Origin of the sequence: Rhizobium vallis, from assembly GCF_003985155.1 — a bacterium.
Taxonomy (GTDB): Bacteria; Pseudomonadota; Alphaproteobacteria; order Rhizobiales; family Rhizobiaceae; genus Rhizobium; species Rhizobium vallis.
In genome coordinates, this window is the sequence record NZ_ML133687.1 from 81,493 (window position 1) to 99,840 (window position 18,348).

Annotated in this window: 20 protein-coding genes; 15 read left to right on the top strand and 5 right to left on the bottom strand. The window is 60.4% G+C overall.

The features are described 5' to 3' along the window. The first annotated feature begins 39 nt into the window (after positions 1–39). Complete coding sequence (locus EFQ99_RS05650; RefSeq protein WP_126919674.1) at positions 40–387, top strand: TraR/DksA family transcriptional regulator; 348 nt, start codon at positions 40–42, stop codon at positions 385–387. Positions 388–573: 186 nt separating this feature from the next. Here EFQ99_RS05650 and EFQ99_RS05655 read toward each other — a convergent pair whose 3' ends face one another. Together EFQ99_RS05655 and EFQ99_RS05660 are read right to left on the bottom strand one after the other, a co-directional pair. Beyond that, on the bottom strand, positions 574–1,299 hold the full coding sequence (locus EFQ99_RS05655; RefSeq protein WP_126920841.1) for a response regulator: 726 nt from the start codon (positions 1,297–1,299) through the stop codon (positions 574–576). A 226-nt stretch (positions 1,300–1,525) separates the two neighbouring features. Next, positions 1,526–1,852 (bottom strand): hypothetical protein, encoded by a 327-nt coding sequence (locus EFQ99_RS05660; RefSeq protein WP_126919675.1) that lies wholly within the window; start codon positions 1,850–1,852, stop codon positions 1,526–1,528. Between the two features lie 242 nt (positions 1,853–2,094). Between EFQ99_RS05660 and hemN the strand changes: the two genes are divergently transcribed. Both hemN and EFQ99_RS05670 read left to right on the top strand, forming a co-directional pair. Continuing rightward, on the top strand, positions 2,095–3,447 hold the full coding sequence (hemN, locus tag EFQ99_RS05665) for an oxygen-independent coproporphyrinogen III oxidase (RefSeq protein ID WP_126919676.1): 1,353 nt from the start codon (positions 2,095–2,097) through the stop codon (positions 3,445–3,447). 177 nt (positions 3,448–3,624) lie between these two features. Beyond that, positions 3,625–4,119 carry a hypothetical protein gene (locus EFQ99_RS05670; protein ID WP_126919678.1) on the top strand — a complete coding sequence of 165 codons (495 nt, stop codon included), beginning with the start codon at positions 3,625–3,627 and terminating at the stop codon, positions 4,117–4,119. Positions 4,120–4,234: 115 nt separating this feature from the next. Here EFQ99_RS05670 and EFQ99_RS05675 read toward each other — a convergent pair whose 3' ends face one another. The 3 genes from EFQ99_RS05675 to EFQ99_RS05685 all read right to left on the bottom strand — a co-directional run bounded on the left by EFQ99_RS05675 (position 4,235) and on the right by EFQ99_RS05685 (position 7,600). After that, positions 4,235–4,678 (bottom strand): pseudoazurin, encoded by a 444-nt coding sequence (locus tag EFQ99_RS05675; RefSeq protein ID WP_126919680.1) that lies wholly within the window; start codon positions 4,676–4,678, stop codon positions 4,235–4,237. Between the two features lie 238 nt (positions 4,679–4,916). Further along, positions 4,917–6,842: a hybrid sensor histidine kinase/response regulator gene (locus tag EFQ99_RS05680; protein WP_126919682.1), complete on the bottom strand. Its 1,926-nt coding sequence runs from the start codon at positions 6,840–6,842 to the stop codon at positions 4,917–4,919. Between the two features lie 26 nt (positions 6,843–6,868). Continuing rightward, the gene (locus tag EFQ99_RS05685) at positions 6,869–7,600 is read right to left on the bottom strand and encodes a Crp/Fnr family transcriptional regulator (protein WP_126919684.1); all 732 of its coding nucleotides are present in this window, start codon (positions 7,598–7,600) and stop codon (positions 6,869–6,871) included. A gap of 236 nt (positions 7,601–7,836) precedes the next feature. On the opposite strand from EFQ99_RS05685, the gene ccoN reads away from it, so the two are divergent. The 12 genes from ccoN to EFQ99_RS05745 all read left to right on the top strand — a co-directional run bounded on the left by ccoN (position 7,837) and on the right by EFQ99_RS05745 (position 18,126). Further along, positions 7,837–9,459, top strand: coding sequence for a cytochrome-c oxidase, cbb3-type subunit I (gene ccoN / locus EFQ99_RS05690; RefSeq protein ID WP_126919686.1), 1,623 nt, complete (start codon positions 7,837–7,839; stop codon positions 9,457–9,459). 8 nt (positions 9,460–9,467) lie between these two features. After that, entirely contained in the window at positions 9,468–10,202 is a 735-nt protein-coding gene (gene ccoO, locus EFQ99_RS05695) for a cytochrome-c oxidase, cbb3-type subunit II (RefSeq protein WP_126919688.1), read from the top strand. 8 nt (positions 10,203–10,210) lie between these two features. Beyond that, complete coding sequence (locus tag EFQ99_RS05700; RefSeq protein WP_088681566.1) at positions 10,211–10,363, top strand: cbb3-type cytochrome c oxidase subunit 3; 153 nt, start codon at positions 10,211–10,213, stop codon at positions 10,361–10,363. Position 10,364: 1 nt separating this feature from the next. Next, positions 10,365–11,228 carry a cytochrome-c oxidase, cbb3-type subunit III gene (gene ccoP, locus EFQ99_RS05705; RefSeq protein ID WP_126919690.1) on the top strand — a complete coding sequence of 288 codons (864 nt, stop codon included), beginning with the start codon at positions 10,365–10,367 and terminating at the stop codon, positions 11,226–11,228. An 11-nt stretch (positions 11,229–11,239) separates the two neighbouring features. Beyond that, a complete protein-coding gene (locus tag EFQ99_RS05710) occupies positions 11,240–11,425 on the top strand; it encodes a hypothetical protein (RefSeq protein WP_126919692.1) in 186 nt (61 codons plus the stop codon). Between the two features lie 191 nt (positions 11,426–11,616). Then, the gene (ccoG, locus tag EFQ99_RS05715) at positions 11,617–13,185 is read left to right on the top strand and encodes a cytochrome c oxidase accessory protein CcoG (RefSeq protein WP_126919694.1); all 1,569 of its coding nucleotides are present in this window, start codon (positions 11,617–11,619) and stop codon (positions 13,183–13,185) included. Continuing rightward, the gene (locus tag EFQ99_RS05720; protein ID WP_126919696.1) at positions 13,182–13,667 is read left to right on the top strand and encodes a FixH family protein; all 486 of its coding nucleotides are present in this window, start codon (positions 13,182–13,184) and stop codon (positions 13,665–13,667) included. Before ccoG ends, EFQ99_RS05720 begins: the two co-directional genes overlap by 4 nt. Continuing rightward, complete coding sequence (locus tag EFQ99_RS05725) at positions 13,664–15,952, top strand: cation-translocating P-type ATPase (protein WP_126919698.1); 2,289 nt, start codon at positions 13,664–13,666, stop codon at positions 15,950–15,952. The genes EFQ99_RS05720 and EFQ99_RS05725 overlap by 4 nt, the downstream gene beginning before the upstream one ends. Continuing rightward, on the top strand, positions 15,949–16,107 hold the full coding sequence (gene ccoS / locus EFQ99_RS05730) for a cbb3-type cytochrome oxidase assembly protein CcoS (protein WP_126919700.1): 159 nt from the start codon (positions 15,949–15,951) through the stop codon (positions 16,105–16,107). Before EFQ99_RS05725 ends, ccoS begins: the two co-directional genes overlap by 4 nt. 32 nt (positions 16,108–16,139) lie before the next feature. Then, a complete protein-coding gene (locus EFQ99_RS05735; protein ID WP_126919701.1) occupies positions 16,140–16,805 on the top strand; it encodes a Crp/Fnr family transcriptional regulator in 666 nt (221 codons plus the stop codon). A gap of 29 nt (positions 16,806–16,834) precedes the next feature. Then, the gene (gene ccmE / locus EFQ99_RS05740; RefSeq protein WP_126919703.1) at positions 16,835–17,317 is read left to right on the top strand and encodes a cytochrome c maturation protein CcmE; all 483 of its coding nucleotides are present in this window, start codon (positions 16,835–16,837) and stop codon (positions 17,315–17,317) included. Between the two features lie 131 nt (positions 17,318–17,448). Then, positions 17,449–18,126 (top strand): CBS domain-containing protein, encoded by a 678-nt coding sequence (locus EFQ99_RS05745; protein WP_126919705.1) that lies wholly within the window; start codon positions 17,449–17,451, stop codon positions 18,124–18,126. Positions 18,127–18,348: the final 222 nt, after the last annotated feature.

Here is an 18,348-nt window from a genome sequence, read left to right on the forward strand (position 1 = left end):
TCCACTTACAATCTGCACTTTATCAAGGACGAACCGACCATGCAGAAAGCGCCTGCACAAGCCACTCAGGACTACGAGAAATACCGCTCGGTACTGGTAAGACGCCAAGAAGAGCTGCGACAACGCCTATATGCGATCGAGCAGGACCTGGAACGACCTCGCGATCCGGATGACGATGATCGCGCGATAGAGCGCAACAACGACGAGGTACTGGAAGAACTCGGCACTGCCGGGCAGAGCGAACTTGCGGCTATCGATGCCGCGCTCGACCGTTTGAACCATGGAACCTTCGGGCGCTGCTCGAAGTGTGGCGACGTGATTGATGAGCGAAGGCTGGACGCGGTTCCGTATACCGCAATCTGCCAGGATTGTGCGCGGTCGGTTTGACATGCCGTTAACCGGACGGGTTCCTGTGTTTCGGCCTGCAAATTTTGGTCGCCGGTTTGAAAACGATGCGGCGCAACGTTTTGCGCACGGCCTTGGCGCGGCATGGGGTGGGCCGGCATCCGGACCTACACGACCGCGGGGCTGCCATACTCAGGTCTTGAATGGTGATGTCATCTCAGCAGATCGTCAATCGAGCCGGGCGGTGAAGACATAACCGACGCCGCGCACCGCCTTGATGAATTGCGGCTTCTTCGGGTCGGTTTCGATCTTGCGGCGAAGCCGGACGATTTGGGCGTCAATCGTCCTGTCGAAAGCTTCGAGGCTTCGACCTCTCGTCAAATCCATCAACACGTCGCGGGTGAGCACCCGGCCGGCATGCCGCACGAAAGTGGTCAGCATATCGAACTCGCCGGTTGTCAGCTCGACCTCGATGCCTTCCGGATCGAGAAGCTGGCGGCGGCTGAGATTGAGTTTCCACTCTTCGAAGCCGATGATCTCCTCGCCGACCGCTTCGCCGTTGCGCGGCGGGGATTGCCGGCGGCGCAGGATCGACTTCAGACGCGCATGGACTTCCCGGAGATGAAATGGCTTGGCAATGTAGTCGTCGGCACCGATTTCCAGGCCGACAATCCGGTCGACGACATCGTCCCGACCTGTCAGCATCATGATAGGGACATCCGAACTGGCGCGGATTTCGCGTGCGAGATCGAGGCCGTCGACGCCGCCAGGAAGGACGAGATCGAGCAGGATTGCGTCGAAGTTCTGCTGGCGCAGCCGTAGCCGCATTTCGGTACCATCGGACGCGGCGGAAACCGAATAACCCTCACCCTCGAAATAGCGCGTCAACATCTGGCGAATGCGTGGGTCGTCGTCGACTATGAGAAGATGCGCATCATTCTGAGCTGTTGCCATCATCCATCCGTCAAGCCGTTGCCCGTTCCAGATCGTTCGCGATGGCATCGTCCTTAACATGCTCGCCGTCGCGATGTCATCAACAACCCAACGGTTGTCCTCATCGGTGGGGGAGAAAATGATGCCGAAAGGCTGACGGCTTTCGGATGGCGTCTTGCTCTATTTTCTTGATTCAGATCGGGTTTCTGACTTTAGCGAATTGGCCAAAGATTCTCTGGGTCCAGCGTCAAACCAGCACGAGGCGGGGTGTCGCGTGCGCCTCGGCCGCCACATCGGATGATTGCCAGGCGTGGCGCCATTGCCAGACGTCATTTGCGGTGATCAGAACCGTGCCGCCGCTCATCTCCTGCGAACCGAAGCGGCTTGTTGCAATTTCGCAGAATGCATCGATGTGCTGAAGGAGACGGTCTTCGGTCGCGCGAGGCGGCGAGGCGATGGATAGCAATGCGCGGCGTGAGACGACGATGGTCTTTGTCTCCGCGCCGGAACGCACCTCGATGCGTCCGGACTTGTCTTGCGCGTTCAGGCTTGCACTGACGATATCATACGACATTCCATCGCTCCGGGCATTGGCTGGTCGCCGTGGTTGCTTCCAGATTTTCTCCAAACTTACGCCATCAGCCCAAAGACACTTTGACCTCGATCAATGCGATACTGGTATCTCTGCCAGTTCGCTCAGGATAGCGGACAAATAAGCCGACGCTTTCCCGTCAACACCTCCTCATTGATTTGGGACAAGGAAGATCGTTCCGCCGGAGGTCATAAAGCGTCATGCTTTTGACGGAGAATGCGAAAATGTCCGATAGTTTGGTCGCCAAATATGGTGACGAGCGGCTCCCGCGTTACACCAGTTATCCGACGGCCCCGGCCTTTTCAGCCGCAGTGGGGCCGAGTGAATACGCCGGGGGCCTCGCGACCATCGGAAAAGCCGAACCGATTTCGGTCTATCTTCACGTACCGTTCTGCCGCTCGATGTGCTGGTATTGCGGTTGTCATACGAGCATCACCCGGCAGGACGCTCCCGTTGTTGAATATCTCGACGCGATGAGCCAGGAGATCGAACTCGTCTCCTTTGCCGCCGGCAACGACGTGCCTGTCAAGAACGTTCATTTCGGTGGCGGCACGCCGACGATCATGAAGCCGCAGGAATTTACGGCGCTGATGGCGAAGCTGCGGAGCGCCTTCGCTTTCGAGGCGGGCGCGAGCGTCGCGGTTGAAATCGATCCTCGTACACTGACCCTTCCGATGATCGAAGCGCTGGGCGAAAGCGGCGTCGACCGCGCGAGTCTCGGCGTCCAGAGTTTCGATCCCGTCGTGCAGACTGCAATCAATCGGATGCAGTCCTTCGAGCAGACGGAGGCGGCAGTCGTCGGGTTGCGATCGGCAGGTATCAACAACGTCAATTTCGACCTGATATACGGTCTGCCGAAACAGACTGTGGAATCCTGCATCGAAACCGTCCGTCTGGCCGTTCAGCTGCGGCCGGAACGCTTAGCCGTTTTCGGTTATGCCCATATTCCGGCCTTCAAGAAGCATCAGCGCCTCATCGACGAAGCATCGCTTCCGGGCGCAAAACAGCGCAACGAACAGGCCGAAGCCATCGCCCAAGAGCTCGAAAGAGCCGGATATGCGCGCATCGGGCTCGATCATTTCGCTCTGCCGGAGGATCAGCTTGCGGTCGCCGCGCGCAATGGAACGATGAGGAGAAATTTTCAGGGCTACACCACAGATGACTGCGAAAGCCTCATCGGCCTCGGCGCTTCGGCGATCGGCCGGTTGCCAGGCGGTTATATGCAAAATCACGTGCCAATGGGTCTCTATGCCGAGCGGGTCGCATCCGGTGTGTTGCCGACGGCCAAGGGATATCTTCTGAGCGAAGAGGACAAGCTTCGGGCGAGAGTCATCGAGCGGCTCATGTGCGATTTCGAAGCCGATCTCGGACGGCTAAGCAGGGAATCGGGTTTCGACACCGGTTTCCTTATCGAGCGTAATGAACGCCTGAGCCAACTCGCAGCCGATGGCGTCGCGACGATCCGTGACGACCGTGTCGTCGTGTCAAAAGACGCTCGCTTCATGGTCCGCGCCGTCGCAGCGGCATTCGACGCCTACTTCGGCTCCCACGGGCGCACGCACAGCAAGGCGGCGTGATTGCGAAAAGCGGTGTAGGTCAGGTGCCGAGATAGGCTTATCGATCGCAATGCCAGTGATCATCGTGTTCGCAATCGCTCTCTATCAGATGGGTGTCCTACAGCGAACCGGCGTCGTCTCCGCGGTTCTCGCGGCACTAACAGTCACCGTAAGCTTGTTTCTGCAGAGGTAATATTGATGAAGAATCCAGCTCCGATCGATTTCGCCGAACTCGAAAGCTGCTATGGCCAGATCATGTCGTGGTGCGACATTCTCCAGGCGATTGCCGACTTCCTGCCTTGCCACATCGACGAAGGCCTTTGCAGCCGGATTTCGCATGGGCTGATCCCTCTCCTGGTGACGACACACCAGCTCGAAGAGCGTCTGATCTCGTCGGGACTCGACCTTATCATGGAAGCCGGGGAAATGGCTGAGGCACAGGAACGCCGACGCGCAGGCCGCCTGTTCGATCTTGCCGCCGCGCAAGAGCTTGTCGCCACGCTGGAAGCTCTGGGCGAGGGGTGCTGCCGGCTGTCGTGGGAGGCGGTCGGATATCAGCTGCGTTCGTTCTTCTGCTCGATGCGCAGACATATCAAATCGGAACGCGAGATGATGCGGTTGATGCAGCGGGCGATGGAGGCTGAACGGGCGCCGGCCTTGACGGGCGCGATCAATCAAACCGAAGCAGCTTGAGCGACGCGAATTCGCATGGCGGCCGTCATTCTGACAGGCCGCCTTCGATATGCACCGAATCGAAGGCGCAGTGCGGGATGGCGCGCAAGCGCGGCCATCCACACCGGTCGGTTGACTATTGGGTGATCTGCGCGAGGTCGGCATCCAGACGCTTGCGCACCATATTCGGCACCTTGGCGGTCTTGATCGCATCAAGATTTGCCGGGCTGTCGCCGACCTGGATCAGGGCAACCATGCCCATGCCCGCATGCGGCGCGCACTTCAGGACATAGGCGCCGGGAACGTCGAACTTCGTCTGGTACTGCTCGCTCGGCTTGGACTTGAACTCGGCGGCGCCGTCGGGAATGAGGCCCTTGAAGGTCTCGACATTGTGGCTTTTATCCGTGGGAATGAAGGTCACCGTGTCGCCGGGAGCGATTTTCAGGAAGCCCGGCTCGAACACCATTGCGCCGTCCGTACCCTTGTTGAGCATCTGAATCTGATGGTCGGCAGCCATCGACGGCGCGGCCGAAACCATCAGGGCTGCCGTTGCAGCGATCAGACCGAATATCAAACGCATTTGCATATCTCCTGTTTCGCGAGGTCGATTTGGCCTCGTGAACGCCTTCTAAGACATGCTGGCGCCGGCTTCTTTGATACTCGTCAAACAGAGAAAAAACTAGCAAATTTGCTTTGAAAACATATGCATAGCGTTGGTCAGGCGACGATCGCCGCCTGACGAAACGTGCCGCTCTCGCCGAAGCACTGTCCTCCGCCAAGGATCGGTTTCAGAGGAAAGAGGATAGTCGCCGCGGACGTTATTTCGCGTCGAGAAGTCCGCGGATCTTCAGCGCGAGTTCCCTCGCGGTATAGGGTTTGCGTAGCCATTGCGCGCCGGGAACGATGCCTTTGCCCGCGAGACCTGGCTCGGAATATCCCGATGTAAAGAGCACGGCGATATCTGGCCGCAGAATGCGCACCTCTCGCGCCAGCTCGTCGCCGGTCATCCCTCCCGGCATCACGATGTCGGTGAAGAGGAGCGCGATATCACTATTTTCCTGGAGAAGATCGAGCGCGCGGTGACCGTTTTCGGCCTCGCGCACGGTATAACCCATCGACGCCAGCCTGGCGACGGCGACACGGCGAACGCGAGCGTCATCCTCGACCACCAGCACCGTTTCATCGCCGCGCGGCAGCTGGTTCTCGCCGGTGTCTTGATCAGACGCAGATTCCTGAGGCCTCTTTTCGTTGATAGCAGGCAGGTATATCCGCACCGTCGTGCCTCGTCCGACCTCGCTGTAAAGCTGAAGATGCCCGCCCGATTGCTTCACGAAGCCATAGACCATGCTGAGCCCGAGGCCGGTGCCTGAGCCCACTTCCTTGGTCGTGAAGAACGGTTCGATCGCGTGCTGCCGAACGTCCTCGGTCATGCCGGCGCCGGTGTCCGTCATGGCAATGAGCACGAAATTGCCGCTGCGCACCTCCGGGTACATCTTGGCATAATCGGCATCGAGATGGACCCGCGAGATCGTCGTCGTCAGACTGCCGCCCTTCGGCATGGCGTCCCTCGCGTTCAAGGCGATGTTGAGGATGGCGTTTTGAAGCTGCGAACTGTCGACAAGGACGTCGAGGCCCGATCCTTCAATGACGGTCGACAGCTTGATATCTTCGCTGAGCGTCCGCCGGAGCAGGTCCGAGAAGCCGCTGACCAGCTGGCCGAGATCCGCATGTTTCGGGTTCAATGGCTGGCGCCGGCCGAAAGCCAGCAGCTGACCCGTGAGGACCGCCCCGTCCTGCGCTGCGGACTGAGCCTCCTTGAGGATTTCACGAAGGGTGCCGGGCGCTAGCTTATCCTCGATCATTTCGAGGTTGCCGCTGATGACGGTCAGCAGGTTGTTGAAATCGTGCGCGATGCCTCCCGTCAGCTGGCCGATCGCTTCCATCTTCTGCGCTTGGCGAAGATCTTCTTCGATCTTGAAGCGGCTTGTGAGATCGCGGATGAAACCGGTGAATGTCCGCTCTCCGTTGACCGTCGCTTCGCCGACGTGAAGTTCCATCGGAAACTGCGATCCGTCGGACCGCTGGCCGGTAACGACGCGCCCGTAGCCGATGATGCGTTTCTCGCCGGTCTCGAGATAGTGATCGATATAGCCGTCGTGAGCAGCACGATAGGGGGCCGGCATGAGGTTGCTGACGTTGCGGCCGCAAATCTGGTCGGAAGCCATTCCGAACAGTTTTTCGGCGGCCTTGCTGAAGGACAGCACCGTACCCTTATGGTCGATCACCACCATGGCGTCGGGCACGGTGTCGAGGATCGAACTCAGATGCGCCTCGCGGGCCTTGACCGCCTCTTGGGCGCGCCTCAAAGCGCTGACGTCGCTGTTCGTCTGAATGACGGCAAGGTCTCCGTCCGGCAGATTGACGAGCACGCAGCGGGACGCGACGTGAATGTCGTGACCACTTTTATGGCAATGAATAATTTCACCCTGCCAGAAGCCGCGCGACTTCAACTGGTCCCGGACATTTTCCGCAGGCTCGGGAAATTTCGTCGACAGCAGTTCGTGGACCTTCTCGCCGACGGCTTCCTCTTTCGCCCAGCCGTACATGTTCTCGCAACCGATGGACCAGTGCGTAATGGTTCCGTCGAAACGATGGACCAAAATGTCTGCCCCGTCCAACACATGCACCATCGCATCCAGCTCCTGGGACGATGCTGTTCTGGGTGACACGAGGCGATGGGGCATGAACGTTGATCCTGCAGCTTGGTGCGTCAATGCAGCTTGACCCTATGACAGGAATTGCCGGAAAAATCATCAGCGTCGCCGGACAACTGTACCAGGCGGGCGGGATTTACGATCCGCAGGTCGTGCCGGCCCTCGGGGACGACGATGTTTCGCGATGCGAGTTTCGAGATCGTCCGGGATACGGTTTCGATGGTCAGGCCGAGATGATCTGCAATATCCTGCCGGTTCATCGGAACACGCACCAGGCCCTGCCGCGCCTGCGGGTGGCGGCGGGTTGCAAGCTTGACGATGAAGCTGCAGAGACGCTCCTCGGCGTTCTTCTTCGACAGGAGCACCATCTGTTCGTGCGCTGCGGCCGCCTCCTCGCAGAGAAGGGAGATGAATGCGGGACCGAGTGCGTTCGAACGGGCGACTTCCTCGTGGAAGCTTTTCCGGGAGATACGGCGAATCTTGCAGTCGGTAACGGCCTCGGCCGTGAACAGGAAATCGCTTTGCAGCGAGGCGCCGATGAGATCGCCGGCAAAATGAAACGCGGTTATCACCCGGCGGCCTTCGCCGATGATGCGATGAAGACGAACCACACCTTCTTCCACCTGGAAAAGATGTTTCGCCTTGTCGCCCTCCCAGCAGATCGCCTTGCCGGCAGCGACGGGTTCTGCCGCCGACATCAGGAAAAGCGATGAAAACGACTGAGCGGCATGGATCGCATCATTCGCCATCTCCGCATTTTCGAACGCCTGGTTGTTCTGCATCAGCATCGTCTTGTCCCTCGTGGTCGGTAGATCCACTAGAACCTTGCTGAGTCACACGGGAATGAGCGGACGGTGCCAAAGGGTGAAAGAGTGTAACAGATTGTAACAACGGCCGCGGTTTCCGTCTGACCGCTTTTTGGTTGATGTAGATCAAGGAGCGATTGCCGGCTTCATGACAGTCCTGCCTCAATTGACGAGAAAGCCGGCCGCGAGGCGGTCGTCTTTGCACTGGGGACGACATCATGAACTACACGACGGAAACCATGGTGGTCGCGGTCGCAGCGTTTCTAGCGTTGTTGGGGGCCGCATTCGCGCACGATCATCTCTTTGCGGTCCATATGGGCATACTCTGCTTCTGCCTCGTGGTGGGAACGGTGCTTCTGGTCAGGAACGTCGACTTCGCACCGGCGGTCCAACGCCGGAAGGTCGATGTGTCAGGCTATTTTGACGAGGTGATACGCTATGGCCTGATCGCCACGGTATTCTGGGGCGTGGTCGGCTTCCTCGTCGGGGTTGTCATCGCCCTGCAACTGGCCTTTCCCGACCTCAATATCGCACCCTATCTCAATTTCGGAAGGCTGCGGCCCGTCCACACCTCGGCGGTCATCTTCGCCTTCGGCGGCAACGCCCTCATCATGACGTCGTTCTACGTGGTGCAGCGAACCTGTCGCGCCCGGCTCTTCGGCGGCAATCTCGCCTGGTTCGTGTTCTGGGGCTATCAGCTCTTCATCGTGATGGCTGCTACCGGATATGTCCTCGGCATCACGCAGGCCCGCGAATATGCCGAACCTGAATGGTATGTCGACCTCTGGCTCACCATCGTCTGGGTCGCCTATCTCGCCGTGTACCTCGGCACCATCCTGAAGCGTAAAGAGCCGCATATCTACGTGGCGAACTGGTTCTATCTCGGCTTCATCGTCACCATCGCGATGCTGCATGTGGTCAACAACCTGGCGGTTCCGGCCTCGTTCCTCGGCTCCAAGAGCTATTCGCTCTTCTCGGGCGTCCAGGACGCGCTGACCCAGTGGTGGTATGGCCACAACGCCGTCGGCTTCTTCCTTACCGCCGGCTTCCTGGGCATGATGTACTACTTCGTGCCGAAGCAGGCCAATCGACCCGTCTATTCCTACCGGCTCTCGATCATCCACTTCTGGGCACTGATCTTCATGTATATCTGGGCAGGCCCGCATCACCTTCACTATACGGCGCTGCCCGACTGGGCCCAGACGCTCGGCATGGTCTTCTCGGTGATGCTCTGGATGCCTTCCTGGGGCGGCATGATCAACGGCCTCATGACCCTTTCGGGCGCATGGGACAAGATCCGCACCGACCCGATTATCCGCATGATGATCGTCGCCATCGCCTTCTACGGGATGTCGACCTTCGAAGGCCCGATGATGTCGGTCAAAACGGTCAATTCGCTCAGCCACTACACCGAATGGACGATCGGCCATGTGCATTCGGGCGCCCTCGGCTGGGTGGGGATGATCACCTTCGGCGCGATCTACTACCTGACGCCGAAACTGTGGGGACGCGAGCGCCTCTACAGCCTGCGGATGGTCAACTGGCACTTCTGGCTGGCAACACTCGGAATCGTCATCTACGCCGCCGTGCTCTGGGTTGCCGGCATCCAGCAGGGGCTCATGTGGCGCGAGTACAACTCCCAGGGCTTCCTCGTCTACTCCTTCGCGGAAACCGTTGCGGCGATGATCCCCTACTACGTGCTGCGCGCCGTCGGCGGAGCGCTCTACCTCGCGGGCGGCCTCGTCATGGCCTGGAACGTGTTCATGACGATCCGCGGCCGGGTGCGCGACGAAGCTCAGATTCCAACCACTTTCGTGCCCGAAGCACAGCCTGCCGAATGAGGTGAGACATGGCATCGATACTTGATAAACATCAGATCCTCGAGAAGAACGCGACGCTTCTTCTCGTCGGTTCGCTGCTCGTCGTCAGCATCGGCGGCATCGTCGAAATCGCCCCGCTGTTCTACCTGCAGAATACGATCGAGAAGGTGGAAGGCATGCGGCCCTATACGCCGCTGGAGCTGGCGGGGCGGAACATCTACATCCGCGAAGGCTGCTATCTCTGCCACAGCCAGATGATCAGACCGTTCCGCGACGAGGTAGAGCGTTACGGTCACTACTCGCTCGCAGCCGAGTCCATGTACGACCATCCGTTCCAGTGGGGGTCCAAGCGGACCGGGCCGGATCTCGCCCGCGTCGGCGGACGCTATTCGAACGAATGGCACGTCCAGCATCTCGCAAACCCACGGGCGGTCGTGCCGGAATCGATTATGCCGAGCTACGCCTTCCTCAAGGAGCAGGAGGTGACGGTCAAGGATATCGGCATGGACCTCAAGGCCAATGAGGACGTGGGCGTGCCCTACAACGACGACATGCTGGCGAATGCGGAAGCCGACATGAAAGCCCAGGCTGATCCAAATGCGGACACGACGGCGCTGCTTGCGCGCTATCCGAAGGCGAAGGTCGGCGACTTCGACGGCGATCCGGCCAGGCTGACCGAGATGGACGCCCTGGTGTCCTATCTGCAGATGCTCGGCACGCTGGTCGATTTCTCGACCTACGACGACGCAACCGGCTACCGCTGAGGTGATCCATGGAAACCTACACTGCAATGAGACACTTCGCCGACAGCTGGGGCCTTCTGGCAATGGCGGCATTCTTCGTCGGCGCCGTCGTGTTCACGCTTCGCCCGGGCAGCAGGCAGGCGGCGAAAGAAGCCGCCGATATTCCCTTGAAGGATGATTGATATGTCGGAAAAACATATTGATGAAATCAGCGGCGTCGAAACAACCGGACATGAATGGGACGGCATCCGCGAACTCAACAATCCCATGCCGCGCTGGTGGGTCTGGACGTTCTATGTGACGATCCTGTGGGCGATCGGTTATGCCATCGCCTATCCGGCCATCCCGATGATCACTTCCGCCACGAAAGGCTATTTCGGCTACTCGACGCGCGCCGAACTGCAGCAGGACCTCGATCTGGCAAAAGCATCCCAGACGAAGTTCCATGACCTGATCGCTGCCAAGACCGTGCAAGAGATCGACGCCGATCCCGCTCTTCGTGAATTCTCAATCGCCGGCGGTGCTTCCGCATTCAAGGTGAACTGTGCGCCGTGCCATGGCTCGGGCGCCAGCGGCGGCCCGGGATTTCCGAACCTCAACGACGACGACTGGCTGTGGGGTGGAGACCTCGACGCGATCCGGACGACGATCGCGCACGGGATACGCTTCGATTCGGATGCCGAAACGCATGCTTCCGAGATGCCGCCCTTTACCGATGTCCTGGAGCCTGTCCAGATGAAGCAGGTCGCCGCCTACGTCTGGGGATTGACCAACAAGCCTTCCGATCCCGCTCTTGCGGAGGCGGGAAAACAGGTCTTCCTCGATAATTGTGCTGCATGCCATGGCGAGGACGCGAAAGGAAAATTGGAAATGGGCGCGCCGGATCTCGCCGACGCAATCTGGCTGAAGGCACGGGGCGAAGACGCCATCGCTCGCCAGGTGGCCTCTCCCAAGCATGGCGTCATGCCGGCCTGGGCAGGGCGTCTCGGCGATACGACGGTCAAGGAGCTGACCATTTTCGTTCATTCGCTCGGCGGCGGAACTTAAGGAGACAAACCATGACAAGTCATGGCCACAATCCCATCCTCAGTCTCTACGGCACGCCCCGCGCCGCCATCCGTTCACGCGTGTCGGCCCGCGCCCAAGTGACGGCGCCATCTTGCGAGCAGGACGATCCGGCAAAAATCGGCAATTCAATCGTCAATTTGACCTGCCTCAAGGATCACAAGCAGACGAGCCGCTAGTTCTGGATCGGTCGAGGACGTCCCAGCGGTGTTCCCCCCGCAGTTCCTCCAGGCCACGCCCTCTCTCCAGGGCGTGGCCTTTTTCTTCTCTGAAGGGAGCGCGTCCGCGGGAAGGCGTTCTTTCTTGATCTGCATCAAGGAACGGATGCGCTGCAGGTGGGAGAAGAACAGGCGAAACCGGACAGAGTCCCATGAATCTCTACACTGCACCAGATCCCAATGACGTCGAGCGGGTCAATGTCGAGCCGGTCAATGCGCGCCGCAACCGGCAGCCTCTCTACGCACCCCGGAAGAAGATTTTTCCCAAGCGCGCCGAGGGGCCATTCCGCCGGTTCAAGTGGATCGTGATGCTGATCACGCTCGGCATCTACTACCTTGCGCCGTGGATCCGGTGGGACCGCGGTCCCTTCGCGCCTGACCAGGCGATCCTCATCGATCTCTCCTCGCGGCGTTTCTTCTTTTTCTTCATCGAAATCTGGCCCCAGGAATTCTACTACGTCGCGGGCCTGCTGGTGATGGCGGGCTTCGGCCTGTTTCTCGTCACTTCGGCGGTCGGCCGCGCATGGTGCGGCTACGCCTGTCCGCAGACCGTGTGGGTCGATCTCTTCCTCGTCGTCGAACGCGCGATCGAAGGCGACCGGAACGCGCGAATGAAACTTGATGCCGCTCCTTTCAGCTTCGAAAAGCTGAGGAAACGGGTAATCAAGCATTCGATCTGGCTCCTGATCGGTATTGCCACCGGCGGCGCGTGGATCTTCTATTTTGCCGATGCGCCGACTCTGGCGGTTTCGCTGTTCACCGGGGCAGCTCCCGCAGTTGCCTATGCCACGGTCGCCATCCTGACCGGGACGACCTATGTGCTCGGCGGTCTCATGCGCGAGCAAGTGTGCACCTATATGTGCCCTTGGCCGCGCATTCAGGGCGCCATGCTCGACGAGAATTCCCTGGTCGTCACCTACAACGACTGGCGGGGCGAGCAGCGGTCGCGCCATGCCAAGAAAGCACAGGCACAAGGCCTCCCGATCGGTGACTGCGTGGATTGCAACGCCTGCGTGGCCGTCTGTCCGATGGGAATCGACATTCGAGACGGTCAGCAGATGGAGTGCATCACATGCGCTCTCTGCATCGATGCCTGTGACGGCGTGATGGACAAGCTCGGCAAGCCCCGCGGCCTGATCGCTTATGCGACACTCAGCGAATATTCGAGCAATATGTCGCTTGCGACAGACGGGGGGACAACGCCGATCCAACCGTCCAGGGTCCGCAACGAGGATGGAAGTTTCGTTTCGCCGATCCGGCACTTCGACTGGCGTATCATCTTTCGTCCGAGAATCGTCTTTTACGCCGTCGTCTGGGCATTGATCGGCATTGCCATGGTCGTCCATCTCGCCTTCCGCGGGCGCCTCGAACTTAATGTCGTCCACGACCGGAACCCGCAATATGTCCTGGAAAGCGACGGCTCGATCCGCAACGGCTACACGTTGCGCGTCCTGAACATGGTGCCGACGCCGAGAGATGTGAACATTACCCTGGTCGGGCTGGAGGGCGCGACGATGCGCATTTCCGAGCTCGGCAAGGAAGACGGCCGCAGCTTTACCGTCCATGCCGAACCCGACGCGGCTACGACGCTCAAGGTCTTCGTGACGCGCAAGCCTGACGGAGCCGAAATCAACGAATTCCTCTTCGTCATCGAAGATACCGACCGTTCCGGCCGGGCGACCTATCGGGCGGCGTTCAATGCACCGGGAGACGTGAAATGAAGGTTTCCGCTCAAGGGTTTACAGGCTTGCACATGCTGCTCGTGACCTCGGCATTCTTCGCCGTGGTGATCGCCGTAAACGTGACCATGGCCGTCTACGCCTCCTCCAGCTGGAGCGGCCTCGTTGTGGAAAACACCTATGTCGCCAGCCAGGAATTCAACCGCAACGCGGCAGCGATGAAAGCGATGAGCGCCTCAGGGATTGAGGGCGACCTTTCCATCAAGGGGCGTGAGATCCGCTACGACATTCACGACAAGGGCGGGTCGCCCGCGATCGTCGACGATCTCGTTCTGAATTTCAAACGGCCGGTCGGAGACCATGAGGACTTCCATCTCACGCTTGGGAAGACAGGCGAGGGGCGTTTCGAAGCCGAGCACGTGGTCGCCGAGGGCGATTGGATCGTCGAGATCATCTCGCGAAAGGATGGCGTCGTCGTCATGCACGAAGCCAAACGCTTCGATACCGCGGAGTTCGGCCAATGAGCTGCTGTTCCATGGACACGGAAAGCGTACTTGCGCTGAGCGCGACATCATCCAGCGCCGAAGAAGCCCGCCTTGCCAGCCACCCGCTCGGCGCCGGGTTGCGCCAGCTTGATCTCAGCGTTCCCGACGTCCACTGCGGCGCCTGCATCACGACCATCGAAAGGGCGCTGTCGGCGCTTGCCTTCGTCCGGAAAGCGCGGGTCAATCTGACCGCGCGAAGGGTAACCTGCATCTATCAGGAGGCGCTCGACGAGCGCGCGACCGATCCGTCCGAAATCCTCGCGGCGATCAACGCGGCGGGATATCGCGCGCACCTGTTCACGCCCTCGGCCCTCGAGACCGACAGAACCAGAAACCAGCTTCTGCTGGCGGTCGGCGTTTCCGGTTTCGCGGCCGCCAATATCATGCTGCTTTCGGTATCGGTCTGGTCGGGCGCGGATGCTGCGACGCGCGATATGTTTCACTGGATTTCGGCGATGATCGCGGCACCTGCGCTGGTCTATGCAGGGCGCTTCTTTTTCAAGTCGGCCTGGAACGTGCTGAAGCGCGGACGCACCAACATGGACGTTCCGATCTCGCTTGCCGTGACACTCTCCTATGTCGTCTCCTTGTGGGAGACGGCTCACCACGGCGAACATGCGTGGTTCGATGCCACGGTTTCCCTGCTGTTCTTTCTGCTGATCGGCCGCACTCTCGATCATGTCATGCGGGAAAAGGCGCGCGCGGCGATCAACGGGCTGGCGAGACTGGCCCCGCGCGGGGCGCTGCTGATGATGCCGGACGGATCGCGGCGCTACATCGCGGTGGAAGAAATCGCGGTGGGCGACGAGATTTCGATTGCGGCGGGTGAACGTGTTCCTGTCGACGGCGTCGTTGTCGGCGGAGAAAGCGATGTGGATCTCTCTATCGTCACAGGCGAGAGCAGCCCGGTCGCCGTTGCCGCCGGCAGCGAGGTGACTTCGGGCGCGATGAATCTGACCGGCTCGCTTGTCTTCAAGGCGACGAGACTTGCCAGGAATTCGCTCCTCTCGGAAATCATCGCTCTCATGGAAGCCGCAGAAGGCGGACGAGCGCGCTACCGCCGGATCGCGGATCGCGCCGCCGCGCTCTATTCCCCGGTCGTGCATCTCTTGGCGCTGGTTTCTTTTCTTGCTTGGGGCTTTCTCGGCGGCGACTGGAAACATGCCATGCTGGTCGCGGTGGCGGTTCTGATCATCACCTGCCCATGCGCGCTGGGCCTCGCCGTTCCCGTTGTCCAAGTCGTCGCCGCAGGCGAGCTTTTCCGCAAGGGCATCATGGTCAAGGACGGCTCGGCGCTCGAAAGACTGGCCGAGGCGGATACTGTCGCTTTCGACAAGACCGGCACCCTGACGATGGGAAGGCCGCGGCTCGTCGAAGTCGAGATGATCGAAGAGGGTAGCGCGGCCATCGCCCGCGGGCTGGCCGCGCATTCGCGCCATCCGCTTTCCCAGGCGCTGTTGCGCGATACCGACGTCGCTCCCGCACCGTTCTTCGACAGCATCGCGGAAATTCCCGGCGGCGGACTGGAGGCAAAGAGCGGATCTGATGTGTACCGGCTGGGCAGCGCGGTATTTGCCTGCAGAGACCGTTTCGCGCCGCGCGCCGGCGACAGTCCTTTCTCGGAAGTGGTCCTGTCGAAGAACGGCGTCGATCTCGCCCGCTTCTTCTTCGACGATACGCTTCGCCCGGGTGCTGCCGAGACCATCTGCCAGCTCGCTGCGGCGGGTCTTGAAATGCTGATGGTTTCGGGCGACAGGCAGACTGTCGTCGACAATGCCGCGAAGGGTCTTGGTATCGACACGGCCTTGGGCGCGCTGACGCCAAAGCAGAAGGTGGAGGAATGCCAGAGGCTAAGCGGCGAGGGTCATCGCGTGCTCATGGTCGGCGACGGCATCAATGACGCGCCGGCGCTTGCTGCGGCGCATGTCTCAATGGCACCGGCCACGGCCTCCGATATCGGCCGGCAGGCCGCCGACCTGGTCTTCTTCAACGACCGGCTGGACGCCGTTCCGGAAGCGATCGCCGTAGCGCGAAGATCCGCCAGCCTCATCCGCCAGAACTTTGCGCTCGCCATCGGCTACAACGTGCTGGCAGTGCCGATCGCGATCGCCGGACTGGCAACGCCGCTCATCGCCGCAGTCGCCATGTCGACATCGTCGATCATCGTCGTCACGAATGCGCTGCGCCTGAATGCCTTTGGAAAACGTCCCGGCGCCCGGATCGAACAAAGAACCGCCGGAAGCACGGAGGCGACAAGCGCATGAACATGCTGATCTATCTCATACCGATTGCGCTGCTGATGGGAGGCATGGGACTTCTGGCGTTCCTCTGGTCGCTGAAGAGCGGCCAATATGACGACCTTCAGGGGGCCGCATGGCGAATCCTTCTCGAAGACGACACTGACCGTAAGAAACCCTGACCGCAGCCGGCCCAACACGAAAGGAAAGATCGATGCCTGCGAAAAATCCCGCACTTGTGGAGTCTGACCTGTTCGACGGCCTGGACCGGGCGACGGTGGAGCACCTTGCTGCCAAGGCTCGGCTTCAAAGCTTCGTCGCCGATGAGCAGATCATCGCCGAGGGTCACCAGGCATCCTTCGTCTATTGTGTCGTCAGCGGTTTCGTGCGGCTTTCCAAATCGGAATCCACCGGGCGCGAAGCGGATATTTTCGTATGCGAGCCCGGCGATACCTTTGGCGAGTATCTGCTTTCGGGAGGCGGCTCCTATGCCTATAGCGCTCGGTCTGCCGACGGAGCCGAGGTCGCCTTGTTCGAACTTGCGGATCTGCGGGCGTTCGCCGACCGGCACCCGATCATGCATCGGAACGTCATGCGCATCATGACGCGTCATTTGCTCGGCGCGATGGATTGCATCGCAGGCGACCGGCTGCATACGGCGGCGCAACGCGTCGCGAATTACCTCATGAGCCGGTGCCCGGCGTCGGCCTCGCAGGTCACTTTTCGCCTCCCTTACCGGAAGAGGATCCTGGCCGGTAAGCTGGGGCTCGCCCCGGAAGCACTCTCGCGCGCGTTTGCCGCGCTCGTCCCCGCAGGGGTCGAAGTCAGAGGCAAGGTCGTTCTCGTTGACAGCGTCGATCAGCTTCGGAAGGCGTGCTGACCTTACATCGCAGGCACAGGAGATATGAAATGACGCGCAAGCAGAAGCGCTTGGCGGTGATCGCGGGCGGCATGGGCTTCATTGCCGCCGCCGTGCTGCTTGTCATGTTCGCCTTCAGTCAGTCGGTCGCCTATTTCTACATGCCGGCGGATCTGGCAAAGACGCCGGTGGCGCCGGAAACACGCATCCGGCTTGGCGGTCTGGTCGGTGAGGGCAGCGTCGTGCGCGGCACTGGCTCGACGGTGGAGTTTTCCGTCACCGACGGCAGCGCCAATGCCGTGAAGGTCAGATATACCGGCATCCTTCCGGATCTTTTCCGCGAGGGACAGGGCGTCGTCACCGAAGGCATGTTTACCTCGGGTACGAACGTCTTCATCGCCGACACCGTGCTTGCCAAGCATGACGAGACCTACATGCCGAAGGATGTGGCCGACCGGTTGAAGCAGCAGGGGCTGTGGAAGGAAGGCCAGGGGGCAGAGGGCAAAGCGGAGGAGGCGAAGGCGACGCAGTGATCATCGGGATCGACGCCATGTCGTGGTGTTTGCGCTCACAGCCGATCGACACTTTGACGAAGATCAAGGCGTTGCGGTCGATCGGCCTCTAGCCTGTTCCTGACAATGACCGCGATCAGGAGGCAGCGACCATGCAGGCACGGGATATAATGACCACGAAGGTGGTTTCGATCAGCCCGGCGGTCAGCGTTCGTCATGCGGTTGCGATGATGCTGCAGAACCATGTCAGCGGCCTACCCGTCGTCGACGACCAGGAACGCGTTTGCGGCCTGGTCACGGAGGGCGATCTGCTGTTGCGCCGCGAGGTTCGGCTGGCGCCTCGTTCCGCACGGGCACCGGAACTCATCTCCGAGATCGATCTCGAGCGCTATATCTGCAGCAACGGATGGTGCGTCGGCGATGTCATGTCCCGGGACGTGATCGTCGCGCGGCCGGACAGCGAAGTCTCCGATATCGCCGAGAGCCTACAGGTGCATCGCATCAAGCGACTGCCAATCGTCGAAGAGGAACGTCTGGTCGGTATCGTCAGTCGAAGGGATATCCTGCGCGTTATTGCCGAAGCGCCGGCCGCGATATTGCCGAGAGGGGATGAGGCCATCAGGTTGGCGGTGCGCACGCGGCTGAGATCGGATCTCGGGCTTACGTCTCAAAGGGTGCAGGTATCGGTCAGGAACGGGCAGGTGACCGTCGACGGTCAGGTGGAATCCGAGCTCAAGCGCAAGGCCATCAAGGTTCTCGTCGAAGGTCTGGGCGGAATCGCCGGCTACCGGGATCGGCTGCTCCTGACGCCTGCTCACGACCAGGATTAAGAATCAGTGCGCCGTCATCGCGCCGATGCAACGAGGAGGCTTGCTCGATCCTTGAGGGGTCGAGCAAGCCATCTGTCAACTTCCCTGCTTGACACGGAAACGCCCGACTCGCGAACCGACCTTAGCCCGGCGGTGAGGCTTCTTCTTTGATTGAAAGCAATGAGAGCGAGCGTGGTCGAAGCACGCTTTCCGTCTCATGGGCTTGCGTCGAACTTGACAGAG